The sequence below is a fragment of the Sinorhizobium sp. genome, assembly GCF_059070375.1.
The window spans coordinates 188,398-212,129 of the sequence record NZ_JCACWC010000004.1 but is presented as its reverse complement, the minus strand read 5'-3'; the positions used below and the strand labels follow the sequence as shown (position 1 = coordinate 212,129).

The 23,732-nt window shown below is 63.9% G+C and carries 24 protein-coding genes and 1 tRNA gene; 16 read left to right on the top strand and 9 right to left on the bottom strand.

Annotation, left to right across the window (positions count from 1 at the left end):
- Positions 1-284 precede the first annotated feature (284 nt).
- Positions 285-506, bottom strand: a complete 222-nt coding sequence (locus AC5J09_RS27315; protein ID WP_100672766.1) for a KTSC domain-containing protein — start codon at positions 504-506, stop codon at positions 285-287.
- 125 nt (positions 507-631) lie between these two features.
- Between AC5J09_RS27315 and AC5J09_RS27310 the strand changes: the two genes are divergently transcribed.
- Positions 632-1,939, top strand: a complete 1,308-nt coding sequence (locus AC5J09_RS27310) for an amidase (RefSeq protein ID WP_494299018.1) — start codon at positions 632-634, stop codon at positions 1,937-1,939.
- A 60-nt stretch (positions 1,940-1,999) separates the two neighbouring features.
- Here the strand turns inward: AC5J09_RS27310 and AC5J09_RS27305 are convergent, their stop codons facing one another.
- Positions 2,000-2,161 carry a hypothetical protein gene (locus AC5J09_RS27305; RefSeq protein WP_440853673.1) on the bottom strand — a complete coding sequence of 54 codons (162 nt, stop codon included), beginning with the start codon at positions 2,159-2,161 and terminating at the stop codon, positions 2,000-2,002.
- Between the two features lie 274 nt (positions 2,162-2,435).
- Between AC5J09_RS27305 and AC5J09_RS27300 the strand changes: the two genes are divergently transcribed.
- On the top strand, positions 2,436-2,939 hold the full coding sequence (locus AC5J09_RS27300) for a hypothetical protein (protein ID WP_494299017.1): 504 nt from the start codon (positions 2,436-2,438) through the stop codon (positions 2,937-2,939).
- Between the two features lie 128 nt (positions 2,940-3,067).
- On the opposite strand, the gene AC5J09_RS27295 is transcribed toward AC5J09_RS27300, so the two are convergent.
- Positions 3,068-3,892, bottom strand: a complete 825-nt coding sequence (locus AC5J09_RS27295; protein WP_494299016.1) for a DUF429 domain-containing protein — start codon at positions 3,890-3,892, stop codon at positions 3,068-3,070.
- Between the two features lie 75 nt (positions 3,893-3,967).
- Positions 3,968-4,057, bottom strand: a tRNA-Ser gene (locus AC5J09_RS27290).
- A gap of 300 nt (positions 4,058-4,357) precedes the next feature.
- Here AC5J09_RS27290 and rplU point away from each other — a divergent pair.
- The 14 genes from rplU to AC5J09_RS27220 all read left to right on the top strand — a co-directional run bounded on the left by rplU (position 4,358) and on the right by AC5J09_RS27220 (position 16,666).
- Entirely contained in the window at positions 4,358-4,729 is a 372-nt protein-coding gene (rplU, locus tag AC5J09_RS27285) for a 50S ribosomal protein L21 (protein WP_494299015.1), read from the top strand.
- Between the two features lie 33 nt (positions 4,730-4,762).
- Positions 4,763-5,032: a 50S ribosomal protein L27 gene (gene rpmA, locus AC5J09_RS27280; protein WP_018097331.1), complete on the top strand. Its 270-nt coding sequence runs from the start codon at positions 4,763-4,765 to the stop codon at positions 5,030-5,032.
- A 130-nt stretch (positions 5,033-5,162) separates the two neighbouring features.
- Positions 5,163-5,795, top strand: coding sequence for a GNAT family N-acetyltransferase (locus tag AC5J09_RS27275; protein ID WP_018097332.1), 633 nt, complete (start codon positions 5,163-5,165; stop codon positions 5,793-5,795).
- Positions 5,792-6,379: a GNAT family N-acetyltransferase gene (locus AC5J09_RS27270; RefSeq protein WP_494299014.1), complete on the top strand. Its 588-nt coding sequence runs from the start codon at positions 5,792-5,794 to the stop codon at positions 6,377-6,379. Before AC5J09_RS27275 ends, AC5J09_RS27270 begins: the two co-directional genes overlap by 4 nt.
- 177 nt (positions 6,380-6,556) lie before the next feature.
- Positions 6,557-7,567 (top strand): GTPase ObgE, encoded by a 1,011-nt coding sequence (gene obgE / locus AC5J09_RS27265; protein WP_003531226.1) that lies wholly within the window; start codon positions 6,557-6,559, stop codon positions 7,565-7,567.
- 2 nt (positions 7,568-7,569) lie between these two features.
- The gene (proB, locus tag AC5J09_RS27260) at positions 7,570-8,751 is read left to right on the top strand and encodes a glutamate 5-kinase (protein WP_494299013.1); all 1,182 of its coding nucleotides are present in this window, start codon (positions 7,570-7,572) and stop codon (positions 8,749-8,751) included.
- Positions 8,744-10,027 carry a glutamate-5-semialdehyde dehydrogenase gene (locus tag AC5J09_RS27255; RefSeq protein ID WP_494299012.1) on the top strand — a complete coding sequence of 428 codons (1,284 nt, stop codon included), beginning with the start codon at positions 8,744-8,746 and terminating at the stop codon, positions 10,025-10,027. Before proB ends, AC5J09_RS27255 begins: the two co-directional genes overlap by 8 nt.
- Positions 10,028-10,083: 56 nt before the next feature.
- The gene (locus AC5J09_RS27250; protein WP_494299141.1) at positions 10,084-10,650 is read left to right on the top strand and encodes a nicotinate-nucleotide adenylyltransferase; all 567 of its coding nucleotides are present in this window, start codon (positions 10,084-10,086) and stop codon (positions 10,648-10,650) included.
- A 44-nt stretch (positions 10,651-10,694) separates the two neighbouring features.
- Positions 10,695-11,186, top strand: a complete 492-nt coding sequence (gene rsfS, locus AC5J09_RS27245; protein ID WP_411932361.1) for a ribosome silencing factor — start codon at positions 10,695-10,697, stop codon at positions 11,184-11,186.
- A gap of 152 nt (positions 11,187-11,338) precedes the next feature.
- A complete protein-coding gene (rlmH, locus tag AC5J09_RS27240; RefSeq protein ID WP_026168840.1) occupies positions 11,339-11,821 on the top strand; it encodes a 23S rRNA (pseudouridine(1915)-N(3))-methyltransferase RlmH in 483 nt (160 codons plus the stop codon).
- Positions 11,822-11,962: 141 nt separating this feature from the next.
- Positions 11,963-13,387: a murein hydrolase activator EnvC family protein gene (locus AC5J09_RS27235; RefSeq protein WP_494299011.1), complete on the top strand. Its 1,425-nt coding sequence runs from the start codon at positions 11,963-11,965 to the stop codon at positions 13,385-13,387.
- Positions 13,377-14,699: a S41 family peptidase gene (locus AC5J09_RS27230; protein ID WP_100672756.1), complete on the top strand. Its 1,323-nt coding sequence runs from the start codon at positions 13,377-13,379 to the stop codon at positions 14,697-14,699. Before AC5J09_RS27235 ends, AC5J09_RS27230 begins: the two co-directional genes overlap by 11 nt.
- Before the next feature lie 179 nt (positions 14,700-14,878).
- Positions 14,879-16,078 carry a divergent polysaccharide deacetylase family protein gene (locus tag AC5J09_RS27225; RefSeq protein ID WP_494299009.1) on the top strand — a complete coding sequence of 400 codons (1,200 nt, stop codon included), beginning with the start codon at positions 14,879-14,881 and terminating at the stop codon, positions 16,076-16,078.
- A 60-nt stretch (positions 16,079-16,138) separates the two neighbouring features.
- Complete coding sequence (locus AC5J09_RS27220; protein WP_100672754.1) at positions 16,139-16,666, top strand: RNA pyrophosphohydrolase; 528 nt, start codon at positions 16,139-16,141, stop codon at positions 16,664-16,666.
- Between the two features lie 197 nt (positions 16,667-16,863).
- Here AC5J09_RS27220 and bfr read toward each other — a convergent pair whose 3' ends face one another.
- From bfr to AC5J09_RS27195, 5 genes are all read right to left on the bottom strand, one after another.
- Complete coding sequence (gene bfr, locus AC5J09_RS27215) at positions 16,864-17,349, bottom strand: bacterioferritin (RefSeq protein WP_003531268.1); 486 nt, start codon at positions 17,347-17,349, stop codon at positions 16,864-16,866.
- Complete coding sequence (locus AC5J09_RS27210) at positions 17,315-17,626, bottom strand: (2Fe-2S)-binding protein (RefSeq protein WP_018097345.1); 312 nt, start codon at positions 17,624-17,626, stop codon at positions 17,315-17,317. Before AC5J09_RS27210 ends, bfr begins: the two co-directional genes overlap by 35 nt.
- Positions 17,627-17,907: 281 nt before the next feature.
- The gene (locus AC5J09_RS27205) at positions 17,908-21,258 is read right to left on the bottom strand and encodes an error-prone DNA polymerase (RefSeq protein ID WP_494299007.1); all 3,351 of its coding nucleotides are present in this window, start codon (positions 21,256-21,258) and stop codon (positions 17,908-17,910) included.
- Positions 21,255-22,811, bottom strand: coding sequence for a DUF6504 family protein (locus AC5J09_RS27200; protein WP_494299006.1), 1,557 nt, complete (start codon positions 22,809-22,811; stop codon positions 21,255-21,257). The genes AC5J09_RS27205 and AC5J09_RS27200 overlap by 4 nt, the downstream gene beginning before the upstream one ends.
- Positions 22,711-23,691, bottom strand: a complete 981-nt coding sequence (locus tag AC5J09_RS27195) for an ImuA family protein (protein WP_198516760.1) — start codon at positions 23,689-23,691, stop codon at positions 22,711-22,713. Before AC5J09_RS27195 ends, AC5J09_RS27200 begins: the two co-directional genes overlap by 101 nt.
- Positions 23,692-23,732: the final 41 nt, after the last annotated feature.

The window sequence follows — 23,732 nt, the reverse complement described above, 5'->3', positions numbered from 1 at the left end:
GACCATTGGCCAGCCGGATGTCAGCGGCTTTACAGACGGATGAAACTATTCGGACTGTTTGGCGACAGTTCTGTGAAACGGCCTCGGGCCATCCGCCGCCGCTTGTTCGATTTCCTCATTCCTGTGCTTGTCACAGGAATCCAGCCAGACCAAGTCCTTGGGGCTGAAAGAACGCTTCCCGCGCCGCAGACGCGGCGCCGCTTTCATCTCTGTGACGAGCACAGAGATGACGAGGGAGGAGAGATTGCAGTCCTCCGAAATGAATCTCAGTAATGAAACAGGCCTTAATGCAGGAACCCGTAGTGATGGCGGATGTGCTGATTGAAATAGTTGCCGGCGGAATCCGCATGCAACAGTTCCTCGTAAACCTCTTCCGGAACGTCGAGGTAGTGATAGGGCCTGCGGTTGCCGAGGAACCAGACGCTCAACGTCCGGCGCGGCGCATCGTATCTGACCTCGTGGATGGCGGAGGAGTCGAGGATTGCGGAGGATCGTAGAATTCGCATCGGCGTCTTCCCGATTGCTTGTCGCTATCGCCCCCTATTGTACATCAATCGTACGATCCTTTAAATATTGGAGCGCTTCCAAGGACTTCCATCCGGACTTGGGCCGCAATTCACGAGGTCCTTCCTTGCCCCCGTCAGATATGCCGTCCCGCGACCGACTCGAAACCGTTCTCGCCCGACTTGACGGGCGGCGAAACGATGAACGCGCTTTTGTAAAGCTCTATCGGGAGCGAGCCCGCGCGGAGGCGGACGCTGCCGACGGGAGGCGGCGCGAGGGCACACGCCTCGGGCCCCTCGACGGGCGGATCGTCTCCATCAAGGACCTCTTCGACATCGCCGGCGAGCCGACGCTTGCGGGCTCCATCATCCGCCGCGCGGCGCCTCCGGCAACAGCGGACGCGGTGATCGTCCGGCGTCTCCGCGCGGCCGGCGCCGTCATCATCGGCAAGTCTCACATGACGGAATTCGCCTTTACCGCCGTCGGCCTCAATCCGCATTACCCGGTGCCCGGCAACGCCGTCGACCCGAGCCTCATTCCCGGCGGTTCCTCCTCGGGTGCCGCTGTCTCGGCGGCGGAGGGCACGAGCGAGATCGCCATCGGCTCCGACAGCGGCGGCTCGGTGCGCATTCCGGCCGCCCTGCAGGGCCTGGTCGGCTTCAAGCCCACCGCCGGCCGCGTATCTCTGGAGGGCGCATTTCCCCTGTCCCCCAGCCTCGATTCGATCGGCCCGCTTGCGCGCACGGTCGCCGATTGCGCGGCCGCCGACGCGGTCATGGCCGGCGAGACGCCGAGGCCGCTCGAGCCCGTGCCGCTCGCCGGCCTGAAGCTCGGCATCCCCGAAGGCGCCCTTCTCCAAGGGCTTGCGCCGGAGATTGCGGCGGCTTTCGAAAGGAGCCTGCAGGCACTCTCCCGTGCGGGTGCGAAACTCGCCGCATGCAGGATCGACGATCTGCTTGCCCGCTTCGCCGAGGCAACCGCGATCGGCTCGCTCGCCGGCCTCGAGGCAAGCCGTGTGCACGCGGGCTGGCTCCTGGACGACAATGCGCCGGTCGACATCCGCGTAAAATCCACATTGCGCCGCCGCCTCACGGTCCCCGACGCCGCGATCCAGGACCTGCTGCGGACGCGGCAAGAGCTCATGCGCGTCATGGACGAGCGGCTGGCACCCTTCGATCTCACGCTGCTGCCGACCACACCCATCCCCGCCGTCAGCATCGCCTCGGTCGAAGAGGACAGGAGGGAATACCGCCGCGTGGAGGACCTGCTGCTGCGCAACACTCAGGTTGCCAACCAGTTCGACCTGACCGCAATAACCCTGCCGATGGTGGGCTCGAGCCGGCCGGCAGGGCTGATGCTGATGGGCCGGCACGGCGCGGACGCGATGCTGCTCGGCGCTGCGGCCGCAATGGAGGGTCTGCTCAAGAACGGGTGAACGGCTTCGCGTTTCCGCGCGCAGAATGGCCGTTTGCGTGCAGGCTTTACCGGCGATGCCTCAATGCATCGACCGGCTCGACCATTCCTCATCGAGAATCCGAAACGCGTCTTCGAGCGCAGCGACCAGCACGTCGGTCAGCTCGCCGCCGTCATTGTTCATGAGGTACAGGGCCACGGTCGCATCCTGCGGGTCGCCGTAGCGCTCAACATCGTCAGACATCGAATCGTCCTTCCTTCGCCGCATTCATTACGGCTGTCGGGCGACGTTAGAAAGGCTGACTTGTGCAGAACTGGAGCGGGACCGGCTTTCAAACCGAGGTTCAGCGGACATCGGATATTCGCTCGCCCCCATTCTGCCGGCGCTGGAGCGCTTCCAGGAAAGTGTGTAACGGTTTTCCGTCCGAAACTGCGTTGTATCCGTTAGAGAATTTCAGTGTTTCTATGAAACGGTGAAATGCTCTAGACCGCCCGGGAGAGTCACAAGCGGAGCCGAGATGGCGAAGAAAACCAAAGGCGACGACGCCCCCAACCTGCACCGCCTCAAGGCCGAATTTCCGGAAATCCACGCCGCGCTTGCCACCGGCAAAATCCCGTCGCTGCGCCAGGCGCTGGTCCTCGCCGGCCTGAAGCCGGAGCGCAGCCGTCTGGAGAAGCTCAAGAACTCCTGGGCGAAGGCAAGCGATGCCGAACGTGCAAGCTTTCTCGCCTGGCTCGTCTCCAAAGGCGCGCTGCCCGCGCCCGCCGCCGCCCCGCTGGAAGCCGGCCCGCAGCCCGCCGGAACCCCGATCGCCAGCGGCCGCTACCTGCTTCCCTCAACAATTGCCGGGATCAGAACGATAATGACCCGGCGCGGGCTGAAACCTGCCGACGTCATGGCCGAAATGGGCTTCCCACCCGACGGCCGCCCGCTTGCCCGGGCGCTGACGCGCAACGCCAGTTTGAGGCTGTCGGTGATCGCGGGATTGGAGGCGTGGCTCAGCAGGAATGCGGGGGAGTGATGCTGGGGGATGCATAAGGGCGCTTCGCGCTGTGTGCTCACAGAATAAGACCGGGTTGAGATCCGCCTCTCGGGCTTGAGGATTGACATTCCAGCATGGAAGCGGCGGACCTGTGTGCGTGACCCTTCTCAGGCAATCGCTACATCCCGCTGCCGCGCCGCCGCGCGCAACCTCTCATGCACGCCGCGCGTCGCCGGCGCGATCATATAGCCACTCTCCAGGTCACCGATCATCACCGACTGATCCCGCGGAGCGACAAGCCAATGCAACCCGATAAGGCCGCAGATCAATGCGTCGACCTTGTCCTGGTCGGCCTTGCTCGGCGCCTCGGCGTTTGCCGCTATCAAGCACCATTCGTCCAGGTGCCGCAGCGAGTTCAGCATGCCGAACCGCCTGGTCGCTTCTGCGACTGCCTGCCAGTCGCTGATCTTGAAGCGCTTCCGGTTGGCAGGATTGTACTTCGGGGCTGCAAGCCTCGAACAGAAGGCCCCCTCGATAGCAGCCAGTGCCAGAGCCGGAAAAACTTCGATCAGGAAGAGGCCGCTGGAAGCCGTTCGTGCCATTTCCGGCTCTTCCGTCGCTCCCATGGCCTGCTTGAACCGCCAGATCGGCGCGCCGTCATCGAACATACCCTTCTTCGACCGGCTTGCAGGCTGAACGCCGCCTCCAATCCAGGAGATCAGCGAGCCGGCTACCCTGTCGACGGGACGCGAGCCGGTGAGGTTCGGGACGATCGTCGGCTGATCAAGCGCCACAAGGCACTTCTGGGCATCCTTGCGCTCGCGCTCGATGACATCCAGAGCCTCCGCAAACGAGGCGAGCCGAGGCGCAAGATGCAAATGAGTGCCGTCGCCATCCAGACGAATGACGCAGATCGCTCCGGGAGCTTTCGGGTTATCGGTCCAGGCTGAGTCGAAGCCTACGACGGAATTAAAACTGGTGTGCAAGCTCATCCCGCCTCATAAGATCGAGCGTGCCGGGAATTATGGCAAACGGTAGAAAACTCGGAAAAAACGCAGTAAGACATCTGGCGGAGAGGGGGGGATTCGAACCCCCGATGGGCTTGCACCCATGCCGCATTTCGAGTGCGGTGCATTCAACCACTCTGCCACCTCTCCGCGGGGCCGGTTGGCGCTTGTTCAGCGCGGCCGGTTCATAGCGGCAGTTTCTGCCGCTGGCAAGGGCTTGCGATAAGAATATCTGCGATATGGTGGCTTTCGCCTTGACAAGCAAGGGCCGTTCCCGTAATCCGCGCCATGAGTTGGTGTGGGCTTAGCCCGTGCCGCGCCGGGTAAGTGTTGTGCCCGTTCACTGGCGAAGGTCGAGGATTTCCGAGGCGCTTCGCTCCATGTAGCGACTGACAAAAAGACGGCCTTGTCTTCGGGCAAAGAGCCGGACCGAACATGAAAGGACAAAATATGTTCGCAGTCATCAAGACCGGCGGTAAGCAGTACCGCGTGGCGGCCAATGACGTCATTGCCATCGAAAAGCTGGAAGGCGTTGCTGGCGACAAGATCGAATTCACCGAGATCCTGATGGTCGGCGTCGGCGCCGATGCCACCATCGGTGCTCCGTTTGTCGAAGGTGCCGTCGTCAGCGCCGAAGTCGTGGATCAGGGCCGCGCCAAGAAGGTCATCGCCTTCAAGAAGCGCCGCCGCCAGAACTCCAAGCGCTCGCGCGGACATCGCCAGCATCAGACGATCGTCCGCATCCTGGACATCGCTGCCGCCGGCGGCAAGGCGAAGAAGGCTTCGAAGAAGACCGAAGCCGCCGCTGAAGCTGCAAACTGAGTTCCGGGATCGAAGGTTTAAAGGAGAACACCAATGGCACACAAGAAAGCTGGCGGTTCGTCGCGTAACGGTCGCGATTCCGAGTCCAAGCGCCTTGGCGTGAAGAAGTTCGGCGGCGAAGCCGTCATTCCAGGCAACATCATCGTGCGCCAGCGCGGCACGAAGTGGCATGCCGGCGTCAATGTAGGCCTCGGCAAGGACCATACGATTTTTGCGCTTACGACGGGCAACGTGGACTTCCGCAAGAAGGCCAACGGCCGAGTCTACGTGTCTGTAATGCCGAAAGCCGAAGCAGCGGAATAAGCCGGTAGCGCTCTAAAACAGCCGGCGTCTCATCGACCCGGCTGACGCACCGCAAGGTTCCAAAGCCAGACTTCAAAGGGGAGATGGGGCGATACCCAACTCCCCTTTTCGCATGTCTGGAGGAAGAACCATGCAAACCGAGCTCGTCAGGGAAGACCAATCCCGGTCTCCCGAACAAAGGCTGAGGCCTCAGCGGTCAAGGACCGATTGCCCGATATTGTTATCGCCCAGGCTCGTTTTGCGCGCGCCCCATGAAGACGATATCGACGCCCTTGCCCATCTTGCCAACAATGCCAACATCGCCAACATGGTCTCGCGCATGCCGCACCCCTATACGACGGCGGATGCGGCCGATTTCGTGCGACGCGCAAAAGCCGGCACGATTGGCAAGTGCGTCTACGCGATCACGAAAGCGGACAATGGCGCATTTCTCGGCTGCTGCGGTGTCGAGCCGCACGCCGACGAAAAAACCGTCGAGCTCGGCTATTGGCTGGGCGAGCCCTACTGGAACCAGGGCTATGCGACCGAGGCGGCACAGACCCTGACCGACATGGCCTTCCGCACCCGCGACATCGACCAGATCGATGCGCGCTGCCGGGTCATGAACATCGCGTCGCGCCGGGTCATCCAGAAGTGCGGCTTCCAGTTCCAGGGTTCCGGCATGGTCGGCAGCCTGGCGCTCGGCGGCATGGTCCCGGTCGAATGGTACAGGCTCGACCGCAAGACCTGGGTCTCCTTGAGAAGCTGGGGAGGTGTCCGATGAACGCCCTGGTCACAGAGCGCGCCCGGGCGGTCGCCCGTCCCGGCCCCGGCCCGGCGCCGGTCATCGAAACGGAACGGCTGCGGCTGCGGCCGCACCGGCTTTCCGATGCGGCGGCGATCGCCGACTCGCTCGGGGATTTCCAGGTCGCGCAGATGCTTTCGCGCGTTCCGGCGCCTTACCACCACCAGGATGCGCTCGACTGGCTCAACCGCCAGACGGCCGATGTGCTGCCGGACTGGACGCTCGCCATCACCACCCCGGGCGACGACGTTCATATCGGCTGCATCGGCATCGAGCTCCGGCACGGCCAATGGCATGTCGGCTACTGGCTGAACCGGTTCTACTGGGGCAAGGGTCTGGCGAGCGAGGCGGTCCATGCCGCGGTCGAGCGCTTCTTCCGCCGTATGCCGGAAACGGTGCTGCATTCGGGCGTTTTCGCCGACAACCCGGCCTCGCTAAAGGTGCAGGAAAAGCTGGGCTTCCGGATCACCGGCTGCAGCCAGATCTATGCGCTCGCCCGCAATGCGATGGTCGCGCATATCGAAACCCGGCTGGCGGCCGAGGACCTGCGCCGGCCGGACTGAACGGATAGGAAACCCCGCCGGTACAGCTCCTGGCGGGGTTCTTCATGTCGATAATCTTTGACCTCTGCCGGAAGCGCCTATATCGATGGCGCAAAAGCAGAGCGGGATCGGGAACGTGCGCGGGCTGCCCCGCATTCCGTCCTCGACTCGAAGCGATCACTCAGAAATGGCGAACCGATGAAATTCCTCGACGAAACGAAAGTCTATATCCGGTCAGGGGATGGCGGCGCGGGCGCCGTTTCCTTCCGCCGCGAGAAGTTCATCGAGTTCGGCGGCCCTGATGGCGGCGACGGCGGCCGCGGCGGCGATGTCTGGGTGGAAGCCGTCAATGGCCTCAACACGCTCATCGACTTCCGCTATCAGCAGCATTTCAAGGCCAAGACCGGCACGCACGGCATGGGACGCAACCGTACCGGGGCCAAGGGCGGCGACGTGACGCTGAAGGTGCCGGTCGGCACGCAGATCTTCGAGGAAGACAACGAGACGCTGATCGTCGACATGGTGGCGGAAGGGCAGCGCTACCGGCTCGCCGCCGGCGGCAATGGCGGCTTCGGCAACGCACATTTCAAATCCTCCACCAATCAGGCGCCGAGCTGGGCCAATCCGGGCCTGGAGGGCGAGGAAAAGACGATCTGGCTGCGGCTGAAGCTGATAGCCGATGCCGGCCTCGTCGGCCTGCCGAATGCCGGCAAGTCGACCTTTCTCGCCGCCTGCACCCGGGCTCGGCCGAAGATCGCCAACTATCCCTTCACGACGCTGCATCCCAATCTCGGCGTTGCCACCATCGACGAGAAGGAGTTCATCATCGCCGACATTCCGGGGCTGATCGAAGGGGCGCATGAGGGCGTCGGCATCGGCGACCGCTTCCTCGGCCATGTCGAGCGCACCCGGGTGCTGCTGCATCTCGTCTCCGCGCAGGAAGAGGATGTCGCCAAGGCCTACAAGACCGTGAAGCACGAGCTCGAGGCCTATGGCGGGGGGCTCGAGGAGAAGCCCCAGATCGTGGCTCTGTCGCAGATCGACGTGCTGGACGAGGAGGAATTGAAGGCGAAGGCCAAGGCGCTCGGCAAAGCCTGCGGCACGCCGCCGCTTCTCATCTCCGCCGTGACCAACAAGGGTATGACGGAGGCGCTGAGAGCATTGCGCAGCGTCATCGCCGCTGCAAAGGCGGGCGAAGAGGAAGCTTAGGCATGAACAAGGCCCGCAAAGCGCTCGAGAAATACCGCCGGGTCGTCATCAAGATCGGCTCGGCACTCCTCGTCGACCGCAAGACGGGGCTCAAGAAGAGCTGGCTCGACGCGCTCTGCGCCGATATTGCGGCCCTCAGGGCCAAGGGCGTGGAAGTCCTCGTCGTCTCCTCGGGAGCGATCGCGCTTGGACGAACGGTGCTCGATCTGCCAGCGGGTGCGCTGAAGCTCGAAGAAAGCCAGGCGGCCGCCGCCGTCGGCCAGATCGTGCTGGCGCGTGCCTGGTCTGAGAGACTCTCGACCCATGCGATCGTCGCCGGCCAGATCCTCCTGACCCTCGGCGACACCGAGGAACGACGACGCTACCTCAATGCTCGCGCGACGATCGGCCAGCTTATGAAGCTCGGCTCGGTGCCGATCATCAACGAGAACGACACGGTCGCGACCACCGAAATCCGCTATGGCGACAACGACCGGCTCGCAGCCAGGGTCGCGACCATGGTCGGCGCCGACCTTCTGGTCCTGCTTTCGGATATCGACGGGCTCTATACCGCGCCGCCGCATCTCGATCCGAACGCCCGTTTCCTGGAAACGATCGCCGAAATCACGCCCGAGATCGAGGCAATGGCGGGCGGCGCTGCCTCCGAGCTGTCGCGCGGCGGCATGCGTACCAAGATCGACGCCGGCAAGATCGCCACCACTGCCGGCTGCGCCATGATCATCGCCTCCGGCAAGCCGGATCATCCGCTGGCCGCGATCGAGGCGGGCGCGCGCTCATCCTGGTTCGCGCCGTCAGGCTCTCCGGTGACCGCCCGCAAGACCTGGATCGCCGGACAGCTCCTGCCGGCCGGTTCGCTCTCGATCGATGCCGGAGCGGAAGCGGCGCTGCGTTCCGGCAAGAGCCTGCTGCCGGCCGGTGTCCGGCAGGTGACGGGAAGCTTCAGCCGTGGAGATACGATTGCGATCATCGGCGATTCCGGCCGCGAGATCGCCCGCGGCCTTGCCGGCTACGATGCCGACGAGGCGCGCCAGATCGCCGGCAAGAAGTCGGCCGAAATCGCTGTTATCCTCGGCTATGCCGGCCGCACCGCCATGGTTCACCGCGACGATCTGGTCATGACGGCTCCATCGGGCGCGCGCCCTGCAGAGGAAAGCGACGAGGGAAAGGGCAAGCTCCATGCTTGAGACGGTCGAACAGGACAAGGACGTCAACGCGATGATGCTGGAGATCGGACGCCGCGCCAAAGCGGCCGCCCGACCGCTCGCGACTGCAAGCGCCGAGCGCAAGCATGCGGCACTCGTCGCCATGGCAGACGTCATCGTCGCGCGGACCGCCGAGATCCTCGGCGCCAATGCGCTCGACCTCGAAAACGCGCGCGAAAGCGGCGTCGCCGCCGCCTTCATCGACCGGCTGACGCTGACGAAAAGCCGCATCCGCGACATGGCGGACGGCATCCGCGCGATCGCCGAACTCAGGGACCCCGTCGGCGAGGTGATCTCCGAATGGGACCGTCCGAACGGGCTCCACATCGAACGGGTGCGGACGCCGCTCGGCGTGATCGGCGTGATCTATGAAAGCCGTCCGAACGTGACGGCGGATGCCGGCGCGCTCTGCCTCAAGGCCGGCAATGCGGTGATCCTGCGCGGCGGATCCGACAGCTTTCACTCGTCGCGGGCGATCCATGCCTGCCTGACCGAGGGATTGAAGGCCGCCGGCCTGCCGGAAGATGCGATCCAGATGGTGCCGGTCGCCGATCGCGCTGCCGTCGGCGCCATGCTCACCGGCCTGAACGGCGCGATCGACGTGATCGTGCCGCGCGGCGGAAAGAGCCTGGTCGCCCGTGTTCAGAAAGAGGCGCGGGTGCCGGTCTTCGCCCATCTCGAGGGTCTCTGCCACATCTATGTCGATGCGTCGGCCGATCGCGATATGGCGAAGAAGATCGTCGTCAATGCGAAGATGCGCCGTACCGGCATCTGCGGCGCCGCCGAGACGCTGCTGATAGACCGCAACGCAGCCGAGAAATTCGCAGAGCCGCTCCTTGAGGCGCTCGTCGATGCCGGCTGCGAGGTGCGCGTCTGCGACGACCTCGCAAGGCTCATGCCCGGCCTGAAAGCTGCGACCGACGAGGATTGGGCCACCGAATATCTCGATGCGATCATCTCGGTAAGACTGGTCGACGGCATTTCCGGCGCGATCGAGCACATCAACACCTGGTCGTCGGCCCATACGGAAGCCGTGATCGCCGAGGATCCCGCCGTGGTCGAGCGGTTCTTCTCCGAGATCGATTCGGCGATCCTCCTGCACAATGCCTCGACGCAATTCGCCGACGGCGGCGAGTTCGGCATGGGCGGCGAGATCGGCATCGCCACCGGCAAGATGCACGCCCGCGGGCCTGTCGGCGTCGAGCAGCTCACCTCGTTCAAGTATCGCGTGCGCGGCACCGGACAGGTGCGGCCCTGACGACACCGAGCGAAGTGAATGCGCGCTATCTCAGCATGCCGCATGTCGAGTCCGGCATGGCCGTCGGCCTGTTCGGCGGATCCTTCAATCCGCCGCATGACGGGCATGCGCTCGTCGCCGAGACCGCTTTGCGCCGGCTCGGGCTCGATCAGCTCTGGTGGATGGTGACGCCCGGCAATCCGCTCAAGGACCGCAACCATCTCGCACCTCTTGGCGAACGCATCGCGATGAGCGAGAAGATCGCCCGGAATCCGCGCATCAAGGTGACCGCTTTCGAGCAGGCGCTCGGCCAGAGCTACACGGCCCGCACGCTGGAAGCGATCCGCGCGCGCAACCGCGACGTCCGTTTCGTCTGGGTCATGGGCGCGGATAATCTCAAGAACTTTCACCGCTGGCAGGACTGGCGCAAGATCGTCGGCACTTTCCCTATCGCTGTTATCGACCGGCCGGGATCGACTCTTGCTTATCTCTCCTCGCCGATGGCGAGGGCTTTCAGCAAGGCCCGGGTCGACGAGGAGGATGCGGGAACCCTCGCTTTCCGCCGCGCGCCTGCCTGGACCTTCATTCACGGCCCGCGTTCGGGCTTGAGTTCGACGGCGCTTCGTTCGGCCAAATTCGGGTGATTTCCCGTAATTCGGATCTCGTGTCTTGAAACCGTATGGGTTTGATGCCTACATTTAAGTACGGTTCGAACAATTATTTCGAATCGAACGTGCCTGTTCTGTTCATTTGGAAAGGAAAAACCCTGACAACAGCACACGCCAAGGGATATGTGGCATCCGCATTCCCGCGCAGCACGGAATCGAGCGACGAAGCCGCTGTCCGTGCGCTTCAACTGGTCCTCGAAAGCCTAGAGGACTCGAAGGCAGAAAATATCGTTACCATCGACATTGCCGGAAAATCGGCGCTGGGAGACTTCATGGTCGTCGTCTCCGGGCGATCGAACAGGCATGTGATGGCCATTGCCGACCACTTGATCACGGACCTGAAGGACGACGGCCTCGGCAGGGCTCGCGTCGAAGGTCTCGAGGGTGGCGACTGGGTACTGATCGACACCGGCGATGTGATCGTTCACATCTTCCGGCCGGAAATCCGGGCGTTCTACAACATCGAAAAGATGTGGGCGGCTCCCGAGATCGAAGACGGTACCCTGCACTGAGACACGTCGCCCGATCCTGACCATCGACTCAGGACGGAGCGGCGGCCGGTGCCGAACGTGACATGCGATTGCCATCGCCGACAAGGCGGATGGCGGCAAGAATTTTGCCGGTCGATAACAACCGATCGGCGCCGGCGGGGACGGATCGGGTCATGCGTATCGGACTTTTCGCAGTCGGCCGCCTCAAGGCGGGGCCGGAAAAGGACCTTGCGGGCCGCTATCTCGACCGGTTCGCCAAGGCGGGTCCAGCCGTCGGCCTCGAATTGGCCCGCGTCGTGGAGACAGTCGAAAGCCGCGCCGGCAATGCGGAGACGCGCAAGCGCGAGGAAGCCGGACAGCTGGAAAAAGCGCTCGCCGACGGCAGCCTGCTCGTGCTGCTCGACGAGCGCGGCAAGGCGCTCGACTCGGAAGCTTTCGCACACCTGCTCGCTACCTTCAGAGACAGCGGCAAGCGCGATCTGATGATAGCGATCGGCGGTGCCGACGGACTCGATCCCGCGCTCCACGCCCGCGCCGACGCCGTGCTCAACCTCGGCAGGATGACCTGGCCGCACCAGCTCGTGCGCATCCTCATCGCCGAGCAGCTTTATCGCTCCGTGACGATCCTTTCGGGGCATCCTTATCATCGGGCCTGATCCGGCTGCCGCACCCCGTTGCCGCGCTTTCTTTCCGTAGAACCGGCCCGGTCCGCCTCCCGATACGATAACGCGAATATGTATTGGTTTGCCCAGCCAAATCAGATTAGGGTCTCCTAACTTTTGGACTTATGAGACGGGATGAGACCTCCAACGAATAGAGCCTGCTTGAAGCGGGGCGCCCGGCGGTTCGGCTGCGGTACTGCGGTCATGGCGCTTTTCCTGTCGGTGATCGGTCCGACTGCGGCTCAGGACGCGCCCGCCGCCGCGCCGGCCGATGCGGGTGCCTCCAAGTCGACGTCGCCGGATCCGGCTGCCGATCTGGCGGTCCGGCGCGACAGTACCGCGAGCGAGCTCGAGGCACTGTCGAAGACGATCACGCTCTCGCGGGATCGCTCCGAGGCACTGGAAAAGACGATCGCCGAGATCGACAAGAGCAACGAGACCCTGCGTGACGCCCTCGTGGATTCGGCAGCCAAGCGGCAGGAGCTCGAACGCCGGATCGCCGACGGCGAAAGGAAGCTCGGCGACCTGCGCGTCAAGGAGGATGTGGTGCGGCGTTCGCTGCGCGCCCGTCGCGGCCTTTTGGCCGAGGTGCTCGCCGCTCTCCAGCGCATGGGCCGCAATCCGCCGCCGGCAATCCTCGTGACCCCGGAGGATGCGCTCGGCTCCGTACGCAGCGCCATTCTGCTCGGCGCCGTCGTTCCTGAGATACGCGAGCAGACCGACAGCCTCGTCGCCGACCTGAAGGCGCTCGCCGATATCCGCAGCGGCATCGCCAGGGAACGCGAGGAACTGACCGCGGCAATGACCGCCGGGCTCGAGGAAGAGCGGCGCATGTCGATGCTCGTCGCCGAAAAGGAGAAGCTGAGACAACGCAATGCGGCCGATCTGGCGGTCGAACAGCGTAAGGCCGAGGAACTCGCCCTGCAGGCGGGGAACCTCGAGGGCCTGATCTCATCGCTCGAAAACGAGATCTCCTCCGTGCGCGAAGCCGCCGCCGCCGCCCGCGCCGAGGAGGAGGAACGCCGCCGCATGAGCGAGGCCGAGCGCGAGGCTGCGCGGGAGCTCGCCCGGAGTGCCGTGCCTGACAAAAACCGCATTGCGCCGGCATATGTCTTTTCCGAGCTGCGGGAGCGGCTGGCTTATCCCGTTGCGGGTTCGCTTGTGCGCCGTTTTGGCGACGCGGACGGAACGGGGCATTCGCTGCAGGGGATCATGCTCGAGACCAATGCAGGCGCGCTGGTGACTACGCCGGCGGACGGGTGGATCGTCTATGCCGGGAGTTTCCGCAGCTACGGGCAGATGATCATTCTCAATGCCGGTGACGGGTATCATATCGTGCTCGCCGGCATGGAAAACGTCAGTGTCCGGCCGGGGCAATTCGTCGTGGCCGGGGAGCCGGTGGCGGCGATGGGTGCAAAAAGAGTGGCGAGTGCGGCGGCCTTGGCGCTGGAAACCGACAGGCCGACGCTTTACATTGAATTCAGAAAAGACGGGAAGCCGGTTGATTCCCGACCGTGGTGGACCGCAGCAGAGGTTGGAAGGGCGCGAAATGATACGTAGAGCTTCACTTGTCCTGGTCGGGGCGCTGATGGGCGCGACGGCGATGGGCGTCGTCTACTCGGCAACCATGCCGGCCGTGGCCGCAAATTCGTCGACATACCGCGAACTGGCGATCTTCGGCGACGTGTTCGAGCGCGTGCGCGCGCAATACGTGACGCCGCCGCAGGATGACAAGTTGATCGAGAACGCCATCAACGGCATGCTCTCGTCTCTAGACCCGCATTCGAGCTACATGAACTCGACCGACGCCGAAGATATGCGTACCCAGACGCGCGGCGAGTTCGGCGGCCTCGGCATCGAGGTCACCATGGAAGAAGATCTCGTCAAGGTGACGAGTCCGATCGACGACACGCCCGCCGCGCGCGCCGGTGTGCTCGCAGGCGATTTCATCTCGAAGATCGACGGTCAGGACGTCCGCGGCCTCAAGCTGGAGGAAGCGGTCGACAAGATGCGCGGCGCCGTCGGCACGCCGATCAAGCTGACGATCCTGCGCAAGGGAGCCGAAAAGCCGATCGAACTGACGATCGTACGCGACGTGATCGCGGTCCGCGCGGTGAAGGTCCGTGTCGAAGGGGATGTCGGCTATCTCAGGGTCATCTCGTTTACGGAAAAGACCTTCGAGGACCTGAAGAAGGGCATCGAGAAGATCCAGGCGGAAGTTCCCGCGGACAAGCTCAAGGGCTATGTCCTCGACCTGCGCCTCAATCCGGGCGGCCTGCTCGACCAGGCGATCAATGTCTCGGACGCGTTCCTCGAGCGTGGCGAGGTCGTTTCGACCCGCGGCCGCAATCCGGATGAAACCCGCCGCTTCAATGCGACCCCGGGCGACCTGGCCGGCGGCAAGCCTGTCGTCGTGCTCGTCAACGGCGGCTCGGCATCCGCGTCGGAAATCGTGGCCGGTGCTCTCCAGGACCTGAAGCGCGCCACCGTTCTCGGCACGCGCTCCTTCGGCAAGGGCTCGGTACAGACGATCATCCCGCTCGGCGACGCCGGAGCGCTGCGTCTGACGACGGCGCTCTACTACACGCCGTCCGGCAAGTCGATCCAGGGCACCGGCATCACGCCCGACATCAAGGTGGAGCAGCCGCTGCCGCCCGAGCTTCTGGGCAAGGTGGAAGCGCAGGGCGAATCCGATCTGCGCGGTCACATTCCGGGCCAGGAAGAGACCGAAGAGGGCTCCGGCTCGGTCGCCTACGTGCCGCCGGAAACCAAGGACGACATTCAGCTGAACTATGCGTTCGACCTGTTGCGTGGCAAGAAGACGGATCCGGCCTTCCCCGCCAACCCGGAACAGGCGCAGCTGAAGGAATAAGCCCTCACCTGCAGAGTTTCAGGTGAGAGGAATCAAGGAGGCGCCGGGCTGTTCAACCCGGCGCCTTTATATTATCCATCGGCATGCAGTCGCATGTGCGATGATTCTGGCCTCCTTCAAGTCCATCGTCATGGCCAGCGGCGATTCGCGCCAGGATCGAAGCTCGACCGAGGCCCCGTTTGGCAACTGACCTCAACGCCCCGCTGGGCCAGAACCGCAAGGAGAGACCGGCACGCAAGCGCGATCTCCGTCGCGTCCTGCGTTACTGCGGCCTCAGCCTCGGAGCCCTTGCGGTCATCGGGCTTTCCGCATGGAGCGCCCTTTCTCCCGGCCACCAGACCCGTTCGCCTGCAATGCCCGCAGCAACCGCGACCCTCGCTACCGAACCGGCGCCACCCTCGGAGGGCAAAAAAGCCAGGCCCGAGGCGCTCCACCGGAGCGGCGCTCTCTCCGGCGCGCATGTCGAGGCCGTTCTAACCGATGATGGCGCGACGGTCAGGAAATACACGCCCCGTGCGCGCGAAACCGGCGGCCCCGCGCTGATCGGTGTCGAGCCCACGCGAGGGCAGGACCCTCGCATGGCAGCCCTTCCAAATGAAAGCCTGCTGGAAGACCGCCCCGAAGGCCGCCTGCCGGTCATCGGCCCGGACGGGCTGAGGCCGATGGAGCAATATGCGCGCCCGTGGTCCGGCGCCCGCGGAACGCGGATCGCCATCGTCGTCGGCGGCCTCGGCCTCAGTCAGACGGGGACGCAGCGCGCCCTCCGCGCACTGCCGCCGGAAGTGACGCTTGCCTTCGCCGCGGCCGGAAACAGCCTGCAGCGCTGGATGCAGGAGGCGAGGCGTAACGGCCACGAGATCCTGCTGCAGGTGCCGATGGAACCGTTCGATTATCCGAACAACGATCCCGGCCCACACGCGCTGCGCGTTTCCTCCGATGCCGGGAAGAACCTTGCGGAACTGCATCGAAGCATGGGACAGATCACCAATTACACCGGCGTGATGAACTATCTCGGAGGCCGGTTTCTCTCCGATTCGGATGCGCTCGAGCCCGTGATGCGCGATCTCGGCAAGCGGGGCCTCCTGTTCCTGGACGACGGGACGTCGGCGCAATCGCTCTCGGGCACGCTCGCCGGCGCCTTCGACGTGCCGCACGGTTTCGCCGATCTCGTGCTCGATGGCGAACTCAGCCGCAATGCCATCCTGCGCAGACTCGACGAGCTGGAGCGCATCGCGCGGAGGAACGGTACCGCGATCGGGGTCGCTTCCGCCTTCGACGAAAGCGTGGCGGCCATTGCCGAATGGATCGAGGAAGCCGGCGGGCGGGGCATCGAGGTGGTCGGCGTGGCCGCACTCGTCAAAGATCCGAAACAAAACTGATTTAAGCGCAGTGGACCATCGAGTCATACGGCTCGCGGCAACATGCAAAGGAAGGACGATATGGGGAAGGATAAGGGGCGCGTCATGACGGCTGAGGATCTGCCCTATCGGCCATGTGTCGGCGTCATGGTTCTCAACCGGCAGGGACTTGTCTGGGCCGGGCACCGGCTCGCCGTCGGCAATTCCGAATACGACGGTTCGCCGCAGCTCTGGCAGATGCCGCAAGGGGGCATCGACGAGGGCGAGGACCCGCTCGCGGCCGCCTATCGCGAACTCTACGAGGAGACCGGCATCCGCTCGGTCTCGCTCCTGGCGGAGGCGCCGGATTGGATCAATTACGACCTCCCGTCGCATCTGATCGGGATCGGTCTCAAGGGCAAGTACCGCGGCCAGAGGCAACGCTGGTACGCCTTCCGCTTCGAGGGCGAGGAGAGCGAGATCGCCATTAACCCGCCGCCCGGCGGCCACGAGCCGGAATTCGACGCCTGGGAATGGAAGCCCATGCACGAACTTCCGGGTTTGATCGTGCCCTTCAAGCGCAAGGCCTATGAAGAGGTCGTCGCGGCATTTTCGCATCTGGTGCGATGAGCGAAAGGCTACCGGAATAAGCCCCTCATCCGGCTGCCGCCACCTTCTCCCCGCTTGCGGGGAGAAGGGACACGCGGCTCCGCCTTGCCCTGAATTCGACGGCGGAAGACGCCTGGCGTTTGCCGCCTGTCCCCTTCGCCCCGCTTGCGGGGAGAAGGTGGCCGGCAGGCCGGATGAGGGGCTTGAGGGGGCTGGATTTACTCGGCTTCGTCGGCGGAAGCGGCGTTGAGCTGGCCGTATTTTTCCTCACCGATCTTGCGGAGCAGATCGAGCTGCGTTTCGAGGAAGTCTATGTGACCCTCCTCGTCGGCGAGCAGTTCCTCGAAGAGCTTCATCGAGACGTAATCGCCGGCCGCGTGACAGATGTCGCGGGAGTTCTTGTAGGCCGTGCGCGCGTCGTACTCGCCGGCAAGGTCGGCTTCCAGCACTTCCTTGACGTTCTGGCCGATGCGCAGCGGCGCGACCGTCTGCAGATTCGGATGGCCTTCGAGAAAGATGATGCGGGAGACGAGCTTGTCGGCGTGGTGCATTTCCTCGATCGATTCGGCGCGCTCCTTCTTGGCGAGCAGCGTGTATCCCCAATCTTCGAGAAGGCGGTAATGCAGCCAGTACTGGTTTACGGCACCGAGTTCGAGATAGAGCGCTTCGTTAAGCTGCTCGATGACCTTTGCGTCGCCTTTCAAGATCCGCCCTCCGGTTTTCTTCATGGAATTGTCTGAGGCGGTTCATGAAATCAAATATATCGGCGTCCGTCGAGTCGCGGCGGGCGTGATATTGCTCGGTGGTGCGGATGATGATGTCGACGACGTTGGGAAAACAGCCGCAGCAACGGCCGCGTTTTTCCATCGCATGATAGACTTTCGCCGGCACGATCAACTGCCAACAGTCCTCGTCGAGGAGGCCGACGATCGTGTCCTCGATCTCTTTCTCGGTGATGAAGTTGCAACTGCAAACCAGCATTTCGTCGTGTCCATCATACGCAACGCTCTGATTTTGCGATAAAGCAAAAGAGGACATTTGCCGTCAACTAAAAACTCTTCTCCATATGGTTGAAGGATGCATTAGAGCGATTCTAAACTTGACGGAAATCGTCGCATTTTCATTACATTAGGCGATTCTAAGGAGAGGATTTTTCCTCCATGACTTGTAATTCGGGCAACGGAGCCTGCGACATTTTTACACAGGTCGCCTTGGAGGCCTCAATCGCAAGGCGACGACTTCGCTGCGAGTAATGACGGGGCTCAATGAAAATTGCGCCCCTTCGGCATGACCTCCGCTACCTGGGCGGCCGCCTCGCCCTCCGGTGCTGCGCGAGCGGGCAGGCCCAGGCGCAATTGCCGGAGTTTTTTCTTTTCGCGGGCGTCCGCGCTCGGCCGCAAGACCTCGTCCGCGCGGTCGTTGACGCCGAAACGCCGCGCCTCCCGGCGCAGCAGGCCAAGCATCGGCGTTATATCCTCCAGATGATCGGCGACCACGTGAATGACGCCGCTCTGGTTCTGCAAGCGGCCGCGGACTTTCACAAGCCGCGATCCCATGACCTGCCGCCGGTATTTCTGGAACGTCTTTTCCCAGACGATGATATTGGCGATGCCTGTTTCGTCCTCGATCGTCATGAAGATGACGCCATTGGCAGAGCCCGGCCGCTGCCTGACCAGTACAAGGCCCGCCACAGTCACCCATCTCCCCGTCGCGGTTGCCGCCAGATCCCGGCTGCGCAGGATACCCATTCGCGAAAAATCCTCCCGCATGAAGGACACGGGGTGCGCCTTCAGGGAGAGCGTCAGGGTGCGATAGTCATGAATGACCTGTTCGCCTGCCGGCATTTCGGGAAGAGCGACCTTGGGCTCGATCTGCAGATCGTCGGAACCCGCCCCTTCGAAAAGCGGCAACCGCTCCACCGCCGACTGCTCGTCGAGCGCCTTTACCGCCCAAAGGGCCGCTCGCCGGTCGAGACCTACCGACCGGAAGGCATCGGCATCCGCAAGGCGCTCCAGAACGGCGCGGGAAAGCCCGGACCGAAGCCACAGGTCATGAACGGAGCGGTATCCCTCCCCCCGGCGCGCGACGAGCGCTTCCATATCCGTCTGCTTCAGGCCCTTGACCAATCGGAAGCCCAGCCGCACGGCCTTCCGGGTTTTGATCACCTCCCGCATGCTGGCGTGGCGCGGGTGGACAGCATTCTTGTCGAAGGAACCCTCGCCTTCGAGCAGGGCGTCCCAATCCGAATGGTTGATGTCGACCGGCAGCATTCTGACCCCGTGTTCGCGGGCATCGCGCACCAGTTGCGCCGGTGCATAGAAACCCATCGGCTGCGCGTTCAGGAGCGCGGCGCAGAAGATGTCCGGATAATAGGTCTTGAGCCAGGCCGAGGCATAGACGAGAGAGGCGAAGGAGGCAGCATGGCTTTCGGGGAAGCCATATTCGCCGAATCCCTTGATCTGGTTGAAGCAGCGCTCGGCGAATTCCCTCTCGTAGCCATTCGCGACCATGCCCTCCACCATCTTCCGCTCGAAGGTGTGGATCGTTCCGGTCCGCTTGAAGGTGGCCATGGCGCGGCGCAGGCGGTCGGCCTCGCTGGGCGAAAAACCGGCGGCGGTGATGGCGATCTGCATCGCCTGCTCCTGGAACAGCGGCACGCCCAGCGTCCTTTCAAGGACCGCCTTCAATTCCGGGCTGGGATACACGACCGCCTCGCCGCTGCGCTGGGCTTCGCGCCGTTTCAGATAGGGATGCACCATATTGCCCTGGATGGGACCGGGGCGAACGATCGCTACCTCGATCACCAGATCGTACATTTCGCGCGGCTGCAGGCGCGGCAGCATGCTCATCTGCGCCCGGCTTTCGATCTGGAAGACGCCGACCGTATCGGCGCGGCAGATCATGTCGTAAACCGCGTCCCGATGATCCTGGTAGATTTCGGCCAGCGTTATCGGCTTGCCGTAATGCGCCTCGAGCAGCTTGAAGCCCTTGGCAAGGCAGGTCAGCATGCCGAGCGCCAGCACGTCGACCTTCAGTATCTTCAGCTCGTCGAGGTCGTCCTTGTCCCATTCGATCATGTAGCGGTCGGGCATGGCCGTGTTCATGATCGGCACGACCTCGTCGAGCCTGTCGCGGGTCATCACGAAGCCGCCCACATGCTGCGAGAGGTGGCGCGGAAAATTCATGAGCAGACTGGCATAGGCAAGCACGCGCCTGGTGAGAGGGTCCGCCGCGTCGAGCCCCGCCCCTTTCGCCTGCTCCTCGGTGAAAGGCGAGGTGCCCCAGCCCCAGATCGAACTGACGAGAGCCGATTGAACGTCTTCCGAAAGGCCGAAGGCCTTGGCGACCTCGCGCCCGGCGGAGCGCGAGCGATAGCTGATCACCGCGGCGGTCAGGCCCGCATGCTCCTTGCCGTAAGTCCTGTAGATATACTGGATCACCTCTTCGCGCCGCTCGTGCTCGAAGTCGACATCGATATCGGGCGGCTCGTCGCGATCCTTCGACAGGAAACGGTCGAACAGCAGGGTGAATTTCTGCGGATCGACATCGGTGATGCCGAGGCAGAAGCAGACCGAGGAATTGGCCGCCGATCCCCGCCCCTGGCAGAGAATGTTCACGCTGCGGGCAAATTTCACGAGCTTGTGCACGGTCAGGAAATAAGGCTCGTATTTCTTGTCGTGGATGAGTTCGAGCTCATAGTCTATCTGCCGCATCACCTTTTCCGGCACGCCTTCGCGATAGCGCTCGGCCGCACCTTCCGCGACGAGCCGCCGCAAGCTTTCGGCCGGCGTCTCGCCATCGGCGTTTTCATCCGGATATTGATGGCTGAGCTCGTCGAGGCTGAAGGTGAGCTCGCTGAAAAATTTCCGCGTATTGGCAAGCGCCTCGGGGTAGTCGCTGAAAAGCCTGGCCATTTCCCTTGGGCCCTTCAGGTGCCTTTCGGCATTCTTCTGCAGAAGGAAACCGGCGCCGGCGATCGGCACATGCTCCCGGATGGCGGTGACGACATCCGCGAGCGGCCTGTAATGCGGATCGTGATAGAGCGCGTCATTGGTGGCGAGCAACCCGATGCCGGTCTTTCGGGCAATGGCTGCCAGGACGGCAAAATCATGCCGGTCGAAACCGTCATAATGCGGCGCCAGGCCGAGATAGAGCCGGTTGCCCGCATGCTCCTGCAATGTCCCGAGCAGCACCTCCAGGCTCTCCGCCTCCGGCCGTCCTTCGCTTTGCATGACGATCAGAAGAAGCTCCTCCTGCCATTCGAGCAAGTCGGCGAGATGGAGCGTGCAGTCGCCCTTCTTCGAGCGCAGGTTCCCGGCGCTGAGCAGGCGGCAGAGATGCCCCCAGCCCCGCCTGTTTTTCGGATAGGCGAGAATGTCCGGCGTGCCGTCGGCAAAAACCAGGCGGGCGCCCGGCTGGAAGGGGTAGCCCTCCACCTTCGCCTTGGCATGGGCCCTGACGACGCCGGCGACGCTGTTGCGGTCGGCAATGCCGAGACCGGCAAGCCCTGCCTTCTTGGCGAAGACGACCATCTCTTCGGCCGGCGCCGCCCCTTCGAGGAAGGAGAAATTCGTGCGCGCACCGAGTTCGCAGAAGACAGTATCCGCGCTCATGCGAAAACTCCGTGCATGAACCAGCGGGGTGAGGCGGTCTCCCTTCCGTAAAGGCCTTCGCGAAACAGCCAGAAGCGGCGGCCCTCCTGATCCTCTATCCGGAAATAATCGCGCGTCGGATGATTCTCCCCGTCGATCCACCATTCGGCGGCGATGCGCTCCGGCCCCTCGGCACGGGCGACGCGGTAGCGGGTCTTGCGCCAGTTGAAGCTTCGCGGAGCGCCCTCGGGCACTTCCGCCGTCGCCTCCACCGGTTCGGGATGCGCGAAAATCCGAAGCGGACGGTTCTCGGGGAAAGCCTTCTCTTCAAGAGCAGGCGGCCTCAGGACCGCGGCCACGTCCGTCACGGCGGCAAATCCGCCCGCCCGTTCCGGCATATGGCTTTCGGCAAGGGTCGCCTGCATCAGACACCCGGGCCCGAAACGGGCGGAGACCTTGTCGACGAAGGCCGCGAGCGGCTGGCTTTCGTCGGGGGCGCCGGAAAAATCCTGCTGCGCCGGATCGAGCCTTTCGCCTCCGAGGACCGAAAGCCGGACGATTTCGAAACCATATCCGGCATCGAGATCGTCATGAACCGCCTGCAGCCGCTCGCGAAAGAGGGCGGCTATGCGGGCGGCATCGTTCAAGGGCACGGCCGCATGGGCTCGGACGCGGAATACCCGGCCGTCGACGCGGAACAGGAGGAGCTCGAAGAGCCGCCCGCCTTCGCCATGCCGCTCCAGCGAGGAGCGGACATCCCTGGCGAGGTGACGGGTCAGTTCGAGAATGTATTCCTCGTCCTGCACCGGCTCGGCGAGCCGGCGCTCGGCGGAGAAGCTCGGCACGGGCAGCCGGGGCGAAAGCGGCTCGTCCTCGAAGCCTCTCGCCTGATCGAGTCTGAGGAGAAGGGAGGAGCCGAAGCGGCGGGCGAGCGGCGCCCGCGGCGCTTCGAGAAGATCGCCGATCTGTTTCAGCCCGACCCGTTCGAGTGCGGCCGCGGTGTCCGCCGGCAGTCGCAGCGCGGCGACCGGCAAGGGTGCAAGCACCGGGTCCCCGTCCTCGGGCGCAATGACGTCGGCATCGCCGTAACGGGCGACAGCCCAGGAAAGCCCGGCTGCGGAGGAGACGGTCGCCCGCGCCTCGACGCCGAGAGAGAAAAGACGCGACAGGACATCGCTGACGAGCGCCTTCTCGCCGCCTTGAAGATGGGCGCAGCCGGTGATGTCGAGAAACAGGCCATCCGTGCCGTCGAGTGCCACGAGCGGCGTATAGCGGTCGCACCAGTCGGCAAGTGCCTCCAGAAAGGCCTGGTCGGCGGCCGGATCGGCGGCAATCACGTCGAGCGAGGGACACATGGCGCGGGCTTCCGCCGCCCCCTGGCCGCGCTTCAGGCCGATACGCTCTGCAAAAGTATCGAGCGCAACGAGCCGCATGGCATTGTCGATCTTGGCGGCGAAGACGACGGGCGGATGGTCAGGACGCCCGCGCGAAAGCCAGGAGGCGCCCCATCGGTTGCGCGCGACGCGATCGGCCGGCAGATGCGGAAAGTGGATCGACAGGATCCGTTGGCTCATCGTTTGTCTGAAGAGCGGCGCTCCGGCGCTCATCGAGTGAGTAGAAGCGGCGGTCATGGGCGTTCCATTCGAGAAAGATGTCGTCAGAGGCTTGGCGCCTGCTTTTTTCGACAAGGAGGTGAAAGGCGGAATGGCCGATGCTGCCGCAAAGCACCGAACCATCGGGAAGAGGACGTTCGCCGGCCGGTGCCGGCTTGACCTGGATCCGGAAGAAGGCGCTGCTCGCCTCCTCCTCGCCCGCCTGACGCAAGACGAGAAGAGGCACGCCGCCCGCCCGGGCCCTCACATGCAGACGCCGGCTCTCGCTCAGGGCGAGACAGGCAGGGTTGCCGCGGATTTCCAGAACGACCACGGCGAAGACCGGTACCGAAAGCGCCGTCTCGGCGATCCACAGCGCATCCTTCACCGTGCGTGCCGAAACGAAGAGGAAGCGCTCGGCGTCGAGTCCATAGGCCTTGAGGCCCGGCGCATAAGGCTGACCCGCCTCACAGGCAGCAAGCGTCTGGCTGATCCAAAGGACCGGGGCCAGACGGCCATTCTCCTTCTTCTGCCGCTGATAGAGCACCGCAAGCGCCGCCACGAAGCCGGCGGCCGCGCCCGCATCCCGGGTCTCGGCATTGCGGATTTCCATCATGCCCTCGAGCGGCAACCCGCCCTGGAGGGCCTCATCGAATTGCGGGACGCCGAGCGGCAGGACCTTGCGGCGGGGCGCCTCCTCCTTGTCGCGGCGAAAGCCGGCGGGATCGGCCGCCTTGGCCGGCCGGACGCATCCCGGCACCCCGCGATCTTCAATCCGCGCAATGGTCTCGCGAAGGGAAAGAACGGTTTGCCGTTGCACGGCGTTTCCGGCCATGACGGTCAGCTCCATCTGCATGTTCATGTTATGTTCTTATGGATTCCAGAGCTGCCCTCAAGAGTCAA